The sequence below is a fragment of the Chryseobacterium vietnamense genome, assembly GCF_031454475.1.
In the GTDB taxonomy this organism is placed as follows: Bacteria; Bacteroidota; Bacteroidia; order Flavobacteriales; family Weeksellaceae; genus Chryseobacterium; species Chryseobacterium vietnamense.
In genome coordinates, this window is sequence record NZ_JAVDQX010000008.1 from 48,339 (window position 1) to 59,895 (window position 11,557).

Annotated in this window: 10 protein-coding genes; all 10 read left to right on the top strand. The window is 37.6% G+C overall.

Translation table 11 applies throughout. The features are described 5' to 3' along the window. Positions 1–52: 52 nt before the first annotated feature. The 10 genes from murD (at position 53) to J2786_RS21780 (ending at position 11,521) form a co-directional block, all read left to right on the top strand. On the top strand, positions 53–1,390 hold the full coding sequence (gene murD / locus J2786_RS21735; RefSeq protein WP_047426283.1) for a UDP-N-acetylmuramoyl-L-alanine--D-glutamate ligase: 1,338 nt from the start codon (positions 53–55) through the stop codon (positions 1,388–1,390). Between the two features lie 17 nt (positions 1,391–1,407). Then, a complete protein-coding gene (locus J2786_RS21740; RefSeq protein WP_047421942.1) occupies positions 1,408–2,646 on the top strand; it encodes an FtsW/RodA/SpoVE family cell cycle protein in 1,239 nt (412 codons plus the stop codon). A gap of 1 nt (position 2,647) precedes the next feature. Next, positions 2,648–3,742 carry an undecaprenyldiphospho-muramoylpentapeptide beta-N-acetylglucosaminyltransferase gene (gene murG / locus J2786_RS21745; protein ID WP_047426285.1) on the top strand — a complete coding sequence of 365 codons (1,095 nt, stop codon included), beginning with the start codon at positions 2,648–2,650 and terminating at the stop codon, positions 3,740–3,742. A gap of 102 nt (positions 3,743–3,844) precedes the next feature. Further along, the gene (locus J2786_RS21750; RefSeq protein ID WP_047426288.1) at positions 3,845–4,138 is read left to right on the top strand and encodes a GIY-YIG nuclease family protein; all 294 of its coding nucleotides are present in this window, start codon (positions 3,845–3,847) and stop codon (positions 4,136–4,138) included. A 142-nt stretch (positions 4,139–4,280) separates the two neighbouring features. After that, on the top strand, positions 4,281–5,639 hold the full coding sequence (murC, locus tag J2786_RS21755) for a UDP-N-acetylmuramate--L-alanine ligase (protein ID WP_047426290.1): 1,359 nt from the start codon (positions 4,281–4,283) through the stop codon (positions 5,637–5,639). Between the two features lie 28 nt (positions 5,640–5,667). Next, positions 5,668–6,630: a cell division protein FtsQ/DivIB gene (locus tag J2786_RS21760; RefSeq protein WP_047426292.1), complete on the top strand. Its 963-nt coding sequence runs from the start codon at positions 5,668–5,670 to the stop codon at positions 6,628–6,630. A 68-nt stretch (positions 6,631–6,698) separates the two neighbouring features. Then, positions 6,699–8,084, top strand: coding sequence for a cell division protein FtsA (ftsA, locus tag J2786_RS21765; RefSeq protein ID WP_047426294.1), 1,386 nt, complete (start codon positions 6,699–6,701; stop codon positions 8,082–8,084). Between the two features lie 122 nt (positions 8,085–8,206). Continuing rightward, complete coding sequence (gene ftsZ, locus J2786_RS21770) at positions 8,207–10,120, top strand: cell division protein FtsZ (RefSeq protein ID WP_047426295.1); 1,914 nt, start codon at positions 8,207–8,209, stop codon at positions 10,118–10,120. A 90-nt stretch (positions 10,121–10,210) separates the two neighbouring features. Beyond that, a complete protein-coding gene (locus J2786_RS21775) occupies positions 10,211–10,657 on the top strand; it encodes a GatB/YqeY domain-containing protein (RefSeq protein ID WP_047427764.1) in 447 nt (148 codons plus the stop codon). A 453-nt stretch (positions 10,658–11,110) separates the two neighbouring features. After that, positions 11,111–11,521 carry a BrxA/BrxB family bacilliredoxin gene (locus tag J2786_RS21780; protein WP_027372869.1) on the top strand — a complete coding sequence of 137 codons (411 nt, stop codon included), beginning with the start codon at positions 11,111–11,113 and terminating at the stop codon, positions 11,519–11,521. The last annotated feature ends 36 nt before the right edge of the window (positions 11,522–11,557 follow it).

Below are 11,557 nucleotides of genomic sequence, written 5' to 3' on the forward strand. Positions count from 1 at the left end.
CATTGAATATTTTTTTAATCATTAAATCTTTTAATCATTAAATCAAAATAATATGAAAATAGTTGTTTTAGGAGGTGGAGAAAGCGGATGCGGAGCTGCTTATTTGGCTAAAAAGAAAGGTCTGGAAGTATTTCTTTCAGATAAAGGAGCCATTAAGGATAACTATAAGCAGTTTCTTACCGATAATGAAATTGAATTTGAAGAAGGAAACCACGATGAAGAAAGGATTTTAAATGCTGACTGGATTGTAAAAAGCCCGGGAATTCCGAAAAAGGCAGACATCATTCATAAAATTCATGAAAAAGGAATCAGGCTTTCCTCTGAAATTGAATTTGCTTCTGAATTTACAGACGCGAAGATCATTGCCATTACCGGAAGCAACGGAAAAACAACCACTACTTCCCTGATCTATTATATCCTGAAAAATGACGGATTGAATGTAGGTTTAGGAGGAAATATCGGATACAGCTTTGCCAAGCAGGTCGCAGATGAAAATCATGAATATTATGTACTGGAAGTTAGCTCTTTCCAGCTGGATGACATTCAGAATTTCAGACCTTATATTTCTTTATTGTTAAACCTGTCTCAGGATCACCTGGATCAGTATAACTACAACTATGAAGAGTATGCGTTAGCAAAGTTCAGAATCACTGAAAATCAGGAGAATGATAACTTTTTCATCTACAACAAAGATGATGAAATGAGTAAGAATCTTCTTGAAAAGCTTGAAATAAAGGCTAAAATGGTTCCTTTCTCAACCAAAGAGAAGTTATCTGAAGGAGGTTTTGTGAATGATGATGAAATTGTGGTAAAAATGAAGGACGAATTCTCAATGAAAGTTGATGAATTGTCTCTGCTGGGAAATCACAATGTAGCCAACAGCCTTGCAGCATCTATTGCCGGTAAGATATTAAAAATCAACAATGAAAGCATCAGACATTCACTGATGACCTTCCAGGCCGTAGAGCACAGATTGGAATTGGTGACTGAAATTGACAGTGTAAAATACATCAATGACAGTAAGGCAACCAACGTAAATGCCACTTACTATGCTTTGGAAAGTATGAAAACACCAACCGTATGGATCGTTGGTGGATTAGATAAAGGAAATGACTATACCGAAATTGAAGATTTAGTCAAAAGAAAAGTAAAGGCCATTGTGTGCCTTGGGATTGATAACAAGAAGATCATAGATTTCTTTAAAGATAAAAAAGAGCTTATTTATGATACTTCAAGCATGGAAGAAGCCGTGAGAATTTCAAAATCACTGGCTAAAAAAGGCGATACCGTTTTATTATCTCCATGCTGTGCAAGCTTTGACTTGTTCAAAAGCTATGAAGACAGAGGACACCAGTTTAAACAACAGGTATTAAAAGCCAATGGCCAATAGCCAGAATAGCATTAGATATGGACGAACAGAACACAGAAAGCAGATTTGAATTTCTAAAGGGCGATAAAGTACTTTGGATGGTCATCCTTGTGATCTCCATTTTCTCTATTTTCCCGGTATACTCTGCAAGTTCAAATCTCGAATACATTGTTAATAACGGGACCACAACAGGCCACGTTATCAAACATATGTTTTTTGTAGTCCTGGGATTAGCCATTATGAGACTGGTAGGAACCATAAAATATGAATACATCGGAAAGCTCAGCAGTATTCTGCTCGGCCTTATGATTGTTCTGTTGATTGTTACCATGTTTACGGGACAGACCATTGACGGAGCTAGCGCCTCCAGATGGCTGAAAATTCCGGGAACACCAATCTCTTTCCAGCCTTCATCATTTGCCTTTTTAATGCTGATCATCTATCTGTGCAGGTATCTGACTAAAAAGATCACCAGAGAAAGGCTTCCGATAGAGAATATCATGTATATTTTCGGGCCTATCCTGCTTGTTTTCGTATTGGTAGCAAAGGATAATGGTTCCACGGCATTAATGATTCTAATGGTTTCCGTTGTGGTTCTTGTCATAGGACAGCTTCACTGGAAATACATTGCAGGATTTATCTCAGCATCATTTGTAGCCATTGTTTTATTTTTATTAATAGCGCTGAATACAAACATGATCGGTGGTAACCGTGTTCACACATGGATGAGCCGTGTAGAAACATTTACCTCAAGCAAAGCAAAATCTGCCGATGTAGATGATGAAAGCGTAAAAGCAAAAAACTATCAGGTAATGCAGGCCAAAGCAGCCATTGTTCATGGCGGAATTACCGGAATGGGACCAGGAAAAAGTGCATTGAAACAAATGCTTCCACAATCTGCCTCCGACTTTATTTTCGCAGTCATTGTAGAAGAATACGGAGTGATAGGAGCTGCTTTTCTGATCAGTTTATACCTGATTATGATGATAAGGATCGTGATGATTGCCAGTAAAATGCCGGCATTTTTTGGATCGTTGCTCGTGCTCAGTCTTGGAGTGATGATCTTCATTCAGCTTTCGGTCAATATCGCTGTTGCAGTGAATCTGATCCCGGTAACAGGACAGCCTCTGCCTTTGATCAGTTACGGAGGAACCTCAATGCTGGTCACCTATTTACAGTTAGGTATTATTTTAAATATAAGCTCAAGGATTCAGATTTATGATGAAGAAGGAATGGGCAAAAAACAAAGTATAGCAGAAATAAACGATATTGCTTAAAATGGACAAAAAATTAAAAATACTATTATCCGGCGGAGGGACAGGAGGACATATCTTCCCGGCTATCGCCATTGCGGATGAGATCAGAAAAAGGTTTCCTGATGCAGAATTTTTGTTCATTGGTGCCAACGGGAAAATGGAAATGGAAAAAGTTCCTCAGGCAGGCTATAAGATTGAAGGAATTGATATTGCAGGAATTGACAGAGGAAACCTGTTATCCAATCTGGGACTTCCTTTCAAGATTCTGAAAAGTTTATCAAAATCTAAAAGAATTATCAAAAATTTCGCTCCTGATTTTGCTGTAGGAACCGGAGGATTTGCCAGCGGGCCCGCGCTTTATGAAGCAAGTAAAATGGGAATTCCGATCTTTATTCAGGAACAAAATGCTCACGCAGGAGTTACCAATAAAATTCTAAGCAAAAAAGCGAAAGCCGTTTTTACAGCCTATCCGAAAGTAGAAGGTTTTCCGGCAGAGAAAATAAAATTCCTGGGAAATCCGATTCGTGAAAATATTGTTTCAGGAATGCAGGAAACTGCTCAGGCAAAAGAAAAGATGGGATTGGATAAAGACAAACTTACGATTCTGTCTGTAGGAGGTTCATTAGGATCCAGAACTTTGAATAATGCATGGAAAGAAAACCTAGATAATCTGAAAGAAAAAGGGTATCAGTTAATTTGGCAAACAGGAAAGTTGGATTACAGCGAATTGTCTTCCAGCCTCCAGATTCCAGATTCCATTCATTTGAAAGAATTCATTAAAGATATGGAATTGGCGTATTCTGCGGCTGATATCATCGTTTCGAGAGCCGGAGCTATTGCCATTTCAGAATTGGCCGTAGCACAAAAGCCGGTGCTTTTGGTTCCTTTCCCTTTTGCAGCGGAAGACCATCAAACCAAAAATGCTATGAACCTGGTTGAAAAGAATGCAGCCAGAATGGTAAAAGACTCTGAAATGAAGGAAAAATTCTGGAATACTTTATCAGAAATCTGCGAGAATGAAGAGGTAAGAAAAGAAATGACCGACAATCTGAAATATTTTGCCAAACCCAATGCAGCAAAAGAGATTGTAGATGAAATATTTAATGTGATAAAATAGAAAGGCTTCGACAGGCTCAGCCTGACACGAGTAAAATAAAACAGTTAGTATTAGAGCTGTCACCCTGAGCTTGTCGAAGGGCCAGTAAGCAAACACAAATGAATGAAAATATATTATGTATACATTGTAAAATGTTCCGATAATTCTTACTATACAGGCTTTACCAATGATTTGGAAAGAAGAATTAATGAACATAATGAAGGATTAAATCCTGAAAGTTACACGTATACAAGAAAACCCGTAGAACTTGTTTTCTACCATGAGTTTAATGATGTTAATCAAGCTATAAGCTTTGAAAAACAAGTTAAAGGCTGGAGTAGGAAAAAGAAGGAGGCAATAATAAATAATAACTGGGACTTATTACCCTTGTTATCAAAAAATAGGATGAAAGATTAGGAGGCTTCGACAAGCTCAGCCTGACACCGTTAAAGTTTAATTTATTAACGAGTCATTGATATTAGCTGATTAAAGCCCTATAATATAAAATATTAGTAATAAAACTCTGAACTGGTTTAAGAGTTTAAAGATTAAAATATAAATGAACATTTTACAAACATATCAGACTTTTTATTTCGTTGGAATCGGAGGGATCGGAATGAGTGCATTAGCACGCTATTTCAATGCATCCGGAAAAAACGTATTGGGATACGACAAAACCAATACAAAACTGACTCAGAATCTGATGAATGAAGGCATTGATATTGTTTTTGAAGACCTTATTGATGAAAGGATTACTTCTCTTCAAAAAGAAGATACATTAGTTATTTATACACCAGCCATTAAAACACTGGGAATCCTTGATTTCTTCAACCAAAATCAGTTTGAAGTGTTGAAACGTGCTAAAGTTTTGGGATTAATCACTGAAAATACAGATTGTATCGCCATTGCAGGAACGCATGGAAAAACCACCACATCTACCCTTGTGGCCCATTTATGTAAAGAGGCAGATCTTCCATTCTCATGCTTTTTGGGAGGAATTTCTGAAAACTTTAAATCCAACTTCCTGTACAATGGCTCTACCTATTCTGTAGTAGAAGCAGATGAATACGACAGAAGCTTCCTGAACCTGTCTCCGGACTGGGCAGTAGTAACATCCACAGACGCAGACCACCTGGACATTTATGGAGACATCAATCATATTGAAGAAGGATTCAGACAATTCGCAGCGTTAGTACCTCAGGACAAACAACTTTTTGTAAGAAAAGGTCTGGAAATTGGCAGAGGGCACCAAACTTATGCGGTAAATGAGCCTGCAGATTATTATTCAGACAATCTGCGTATGGATCATGATAAGATATATTTTGACTTCCATACTCCAACTGAAACCGTAAAAGATTTTGTCTGGGAAATTCCGGGAATCCATAATGTGGAAAATGCCACTGTAGCACTGGCTATTCTGCATAATTTAGGCGCAGATTTTGATACGCTGAAAAAAGCAATTGCCAACTTTAAAGGAATTAAAAGAAGATATACCAAACATATTTATCAAAACGGTAAAATTTACATTGATGATTATGCTCACCATCCTACAGAAATCAATGCTGTAATGAGTTCAATCAGAACATTTTACCCTGATAAAAAACTTCTGGTAGCCTTCCAGCCCCACCTTTTCAGCAGAACAAGAGATTTCGCAGATGGGTTTGCAGAAAGTTTAAGCAAAGCAGATGAGCTTATCCTTCTCGATATTTATCCTGCAAGAGAACTTCAGGAAAACTTTGAAGGAATCACTTCAAGCTGGCTGCTGGATAAAGTAATATTAAATAAAAAAGAAGTATCAACATTATCAGATGCTTTTGAAAAAATAAAAGAAAAAGACTTTGACATCCTTCTTACGGTAGGCGCAGGAAATATAGACACCCTGTATGACCCTATTTGCGAATGGATACAAAAAATTTGATTTAAACGCTGCGTTCGCGAAGAAAAATATGAAAAATAAATACAGAATATTAAAAATAGTTGTCACTGTAATCATCTTAGGATTGTTACTGAGCTTCTCATTGCGCAGATTCAGCCGTGAGCAGATTACAGACAATAAGATTTCTGTAAAAATGAGTGAGAAAACGCCCGTGTATTTTGTGGATGAAAAAGATATCCGGGAGATTGTAAAAAAAGAAAACCCATCAGGGAAGGTAGGAGATCTTAATATTCCTTCTTTGGAAAAAAAGATCAATTCCCTGCCGGCAGTAGACAGTGCCAATGTTTATCTGAATCTGAATGGAAAACTAAATCTGGATATCAAGCAGAGAGTCCCTGTTTTCAGATTAAATAAAGATGGAAAAGATTTTTATGTAGATGAAAAAGGAGTTGAATTCCCGATTTCAAGAACCTATTCACACCCATGTATGCTGGTAACCGGAAACGTGCAGCCGGATGAATATGAAAAACTGGCAGAGCTGGTAGAAAAGATAGACAAAGATGATTTCAGTAAGAAATATTTTATCGGAATCTCAAAAAGTAAAGATAATTACAGCCTTCTGACAAGCGAAGGAAACTACAGAGTTGAGATTGGAGACCTTGATAATATTGATTTTAAAGTAAGAGGATTTAAAACCTTCGTGGAAAAATACCTTGTGTATCAGGACCCTCAGAAATACAGCATGGTTTCTGTGAAATATCAGAATCAGATTGTCACTACTTTAAATCCTTATTTTAAAGAAAATGACAGTATTTTAAAAGCGGGAAAAATGGAACTGGCAAAAGTTCCTTCTCCTACGGCCGCTAAAAAGACGGAGGTCACTCCTAAAATTGCAGAGGTAAAAAAAACCTCATCGGTAAAACCAAAAGAGAGTACAAAACCGAAAAACCATACAAAAGAAACTAAAAAAGCAGAGAAAAAGCCACCCGTCAAGGCACAGTCCAAGCCTAAGGCAAAAGTTAAAATAGAATAAGTTATACACAAATAGGAAACTATCCTTATAGATAAAAAAAAGTAGAAAAAAATCAAATCGATATAAAAATGGAAAATCAAGAGTATTCAGTAGGTCTGGACATCGGGACAACGAAGATAGTCGCGATTGTCGGAAGAAGGAATGCACACGGGAAAATAGAAGTTCTCGGTGTAGGAAAAGCTAAAAGTCTTGGTGTTCATAAAGGTATTGTGAATAATATTTCACAAACTATTAATTCAATCAAGGCTGCAGTATCCGAAGCACAATCCAGCGCCGGAGTTCCTATCCGCAAAGTTACGGTAGGTATTGCAGGAAAACACATCCGTTCTCTGCAGCACTCCGATTATATTATGCGTGAACATCCTGATAAATTTATTACAGACGACGACATCGAAGCATTAAAAGATCAGGTAAAAAAACTGGTTATGCTTCCTGGAGAAGAAATTATCCACGTACTTCCTCAAGAATATAAAGTGGATTCCGAGGGGGAAATTCAGGAACCTGTCGGAATGCATGGAAAACGTCTAGAAGCCAACTTCCACGTTGTAGTAGGGCAAATGGGCAGCATCAGAAATATTGCAAGATGCGTCCGTGAAGCCGGATTAGAAATGGAAGCCCTTACTTTAGAGCCATTGGCGTCATCAGAAGCTGTCCTTACAAAAGAAGAAAAAGAAGCTGGTGTGGCCATTGTTGACATTGGTGGTGGTACAACCGATATTGCGATCTTTAAGGATAATATCATCCGTCATACCTGTGTGATTCCATACGGAGGCGGAATTATTACTGAAGATATCAAAGAAGGTTGCTCCATCATAGAGAAACATGCAGAACAACTTAAAGTAAAGTTTGGTTCGGCTGTTCCCGAATTAGAAAAAGACAGTACTTTTGTAACTATTCCCGGGCTTCACGGAAGACCGGACAAAGAAATTTCTTTAAAAACCTTAGCGCAGATCATCAACGCGAGAGTAGAAGAAGTTTTGGAAATGGTGAATACAGAACTGAAAGCTTACGGTGCTTTTGAACAAAAGAAAAAATTGATTGCCGGAATCGTTCTTACAGGTGGTGGTTCAAACCTGAAGCACCTTCGTCAGCTTGCCAATTATACGACAGGTTTTGACAGCAGAATCGGTTTTGCGAATGAATATATCGCCAACGATAAAAATCAGTATCTGAAAGGCCCTGAATTTGCTACATCCATCGGATTACTGATGGAAAGTTTAAAGATCAGAGACAAAAAACAGAATGCTGATGAGGAGATAGAAGTTGTTGCCGAGCAGCCTAAGCAGGAAACAGCTGTAGTACAGCCGGAAACGGTTCAACCTATCCAACAGGCAGCACCCGTTCAGGAACAGCAGTCTTTCGAAAACGAAAAGCAAGAGAACAGAAAAGCAAAATTGACCTTCGGGCAGTCGCTTATGGAAAAAGTAAAAAAATTCTTTGAAGAAGTAGAATAAATATAAATGATACAAGATTAATGGTCAATGATAGCTGGAAATAATTTAATATTTATTAATTTAATAACGAATATCATTCATCAATTATCATCTATCACTTATCAATTATTAAAAGTATAGTTATGGAAAATATAGGTACACAAGGATTTTCATTTGATTTGCCAAAAGGAAATTCATCCATTATAAAGGTAATCGGTGTAGGGGGCGGTGGAAACAACGCTCTGAAGCACATGTACGAGAAAGGAATTCACGGAGTTGATTTCGTGATTTGTAATACAGATGCTCAGACTTTAGATAATAACCCGGTAGCTAATAAAGTTCAGTTGGGAACTTCTATCACAGAAGGTCTTGGAGCCGGTGCCGATCCTGAAGTAGGAGAAAAATCAGCCATCGAAAGTATTGAAGATATCAAGGCTGCTATGGGCCAAAACACCAAAATGGTGTTCATCACTGCCGGAATGGGTGGTGGTACAGGTACCGGAGCTGCTCCTGTTATTGCTAAAGTGGCAAAAGACATGGGAATTCTTACTGTAGGTATTGTAACCGTTCCTTTCAGTTTTGAAGGGAAAAGAAGGTTGGAACAGGCAGAAAACGGTCTGGATAAATTAAGAAACAATGTTGACTCACTTATTGTAATCAACAATGATAAACTAAGACAGCAATTCGGAAACCTTGGATTCAAGCAGGGATTCTCAAAAGCCGATGAAGTTTTAACAAATGCTGCGAAAGGTATGGCAGAAGTTATTACAGGTTACTTTGATGTAAACATTGACTTTAGAGATGCTAAATCTGTCCTTCAGAATTCTGGTACGGCATTGATGTCTACAGGAACGGCTTCAGGTGAAAATAAAGCTGAAGAAGCGGTTAGAAAAGCCCTTGATTCCCCATTATTGAATGATAATAAGATTACAGGTGCCAAGAACGTACTGTTATTGATCAGAAGTGGTGCTGAAGAAGTTACCATGGATGAGATCGGTATCATCATGGACCACATTCAGAAAGAGGCCGGAAATACAGCAGATATCATTTTCGGGGTAGGTGCAGATGAAGAATTAGGGGATGCAGTTAGTGTTCTTGTTATCGCAACAGGATTCTCTAACGATCATAAGAAGTTTGCAGGACCTACAGAGAAAATCAGAATCAGTCTTAACGACAGTTTTGAAGCTCCTAAAAATTCTCCTTTCAAAACAAGAGAAGAAAGAGAATCAGCTCCTGAACCAACCCATGATTTTGGGGGTAAAAACCTTTTCAGGCTGGATGACGAAGACCATGATACTCCGTTCAATGTGACGTCTGCTGAAAAAAAAATGATTATTGAAGAAGAACAGCCAAGAACTGAAATAAAATTCTTTGATAAAGAGAAAGATACGGTAAATACTCCAGAACAAAGCTGGAGAAATGAAGAAGAAGGAGAAGAAGAATATAGCTTACTTGCTATTGATGAGGAGCATGATGATCCAAACGATCTTGAGATCCAGTCTTTCTCATTTGATTTTGAAAACAAGAAAGAGGAACCACAATCCGGAACTCCGTTCAACAACTCGTTTTCCAATGAAAAACCTGTTGAATTCAGTTTCTTCGTAAACGAGCCTACCAGAAACGAGCCTAATACGGATTTTGGACAGCCAAAAGCAGAATTTAATATCCCTACAAATGCTGCAGTAGCTGAACCCGCTCAAAAGATTGAAACCTTCTATCAGAAACAGGAAGAACCCAAGGTTGAAGTAAGATCAACTTTTGAAAACAAAACAGAAATTGAAACTCCAAAAACTGAAGAATCAGAATTCACTTTCGTGAATAAGACGATTGATCAGGACAGAGTCATTGAAAGAAGAAATAAATTAAAAGAATTCAACTCCCGTTACCAAAATTTTGACAGCACGAGTGAATTTGAATCTATTCCTGCTTTTAAAAGAAAAAATATCTCTATTGACGGAAACAATGCATCAGACCAGAATATCAATACTTACCTGTCTGATAACAATGGATCTATGCAGATCAGAGAAAACAGATTTTTAAATAAAGATGTAGATTAAAATTGCAATTGGCAATTGGCTGCTAGCAAATGGCCTGCAGGCCCACATACAAGCTATCAGCCAATTGCCAAAAGCCAAAAGCATATAAACATGAGTTTAGAAAATACAATAAACGAAGCTATAAAAACAGCAATGAGAGCCAAAGACAAAGTGGCTTTAGATTCTCTGCGTGCTGTGAAATCACAGATATTACTGCTTAAAACTGAAGCCATCGGAGCTGAAGTAAGCGCAGAACAGGAAATAGCCATTCTTCAGAGAATGGTAAAACAACGTAAGGATTCTTACGACCAATTTACTGCACAGGGAAGAAATGATCTTGCAGAAGTAGAAGATGCTCAGATGAAAGTTATCGAGCAGTTTCTGCCAAAACAGCTTTCTGCTGAAGAATTAGAAACAGAAATTAAAAATATTATTTCTGAAACCGGAGCTGAATCTGCTAAAGATTTAGGGAAGGTAATGGGAGTTGCATCAAAAGCATTAGCCGGGAAATCAGACGGAAAAAGTATTTCCGAGATGGCTAAAAAACTCCTGTCTTAATGTGATCCGGATTTCGGGGTTTTAAGTTCATCTTAATTTCGGAAACACGTATCTCATTCCATAACTAGGATATACAACCTTTGCATATCGATTTGATTAGAAGCCCGGAACTTTTCAGTTCCGGGCTTCACTTTCTTTGGATATTAAAGTTTGTTAATCAGTTTGATTCTAAACTGAAAAAGAATTAAGCTACTACCATATTTCAGAGAGTATTTAAATGATTGATTGCTTGAGGGAAAGCTTCAAATGTTTTTTTCACGGTCGTTTGTTTTTCAGAATCATTTCAAATTTAATAATAATATTTTATTATTCCTAGTTTTAATTCACTTTTTTTAGAATATTATTACAATATTAATACTTGGTTAATTTTATATGACTAATCAATTGATAGTTTTTATATATTGAACAAACGCAAAGAATTGCTTAACTTTGTGCAGATAAAAAACAAAATATATGTATCCAACAGATTTAGTAATGCCTATGAAGGCAGAGCTTACAGATAAAGGTTTTCAGGATTTAACAACTCCGGCTCAGGTGGAAGATGCGTTAAAGCAATCCGGAACTACATTATTGGTTATCAATTCCGTGTGTGGTTGTGCTGCAGGTGCTGCAAGACCAGGAGTAGTATACTCTTTGACAGGAGACAAAAAACCTGATCATTTAACAACTGTATTTGCAGGTTTTGATACTGAGGCAGTGGTAGAAGCAAGAAAACACCTTGCTCCATTCCCTCCAAGCTCTCCATGTGTAGCGCTTTTCAAAGATGGTGAATTGGTTCACATGCTGGAAAGACATCACATCGAAGGTAATCCTGCAGGAGCTATCGCAGCAAACCTTCAGGCAGCATACGACGAATATTGCTAATAAGCAATCAACTAAATACTAAACCGTTACAAAATT

Coding starts and splice junctions, on each gene's coding strand:
- murD (WP_047426283.1), top strand. CDS start 53: ATGAAAATAGTTGTTTTAGGAGGTGGAGAAAGCGGATGCGGAGCTGCT.
- J2786_RS21740 (WP_047421942.1), top strand. CDS start 1,408: ATGGACGAACAGAACACAGAAAGCAGATTTGAATTTCTAAAGGGCGAT.
- murG (WP_047426285.1), top strand. CDS start 2,648: ATGGACAAAAAATTAAAAATACTATTATCCGGCGGAGGGACAGGAGGA.
- J2786_RS21750 (WP_047426288.1), top strand. CDS start 3,845: ATGAAAATATATTATGTATACATTGTAAAATGTTCCGATAATTCTTAC.
- murC (WP_047426290.1), top strand. CDS start 4,281: ATGAACATTTTACAAACATATCAGACTTTTTATTTCGTTGGAATCGGA.
- J2786_RS21760 (WP_047426292.1), top strand. CDS start 5,668: ATGAAAAATAAATACAGAATATTAAAAATAGTTGTCACTGTAATCATC.
- ftsA (WP_047426294.1), top strand. CDS start 6,699: ATGGAAAATCAAGAGTATTCAGTAGGTCTGGACATCGGGACAACGAAG.
- ftsZ (WP_047426295.1), top strand. CDS start 8,207: ATGGAAAATATAGGTACACAAGGATTTTCATTTGATTTGCCAAAAGGA.
- J2786_RS21775 (WP_047427764.1), top strand. CDS start 10,211: ATGAGTTTAGAAAATACAATAAACGAAGCTATAAAAACAGCAATGAGA.
- J2786_RS21780 (WP_027372869.1), top strand. CDS start 11,111: ATGTATCCAACAGATTTAGTAATGCCTATGAAGGCAGAGCTTACAGAT.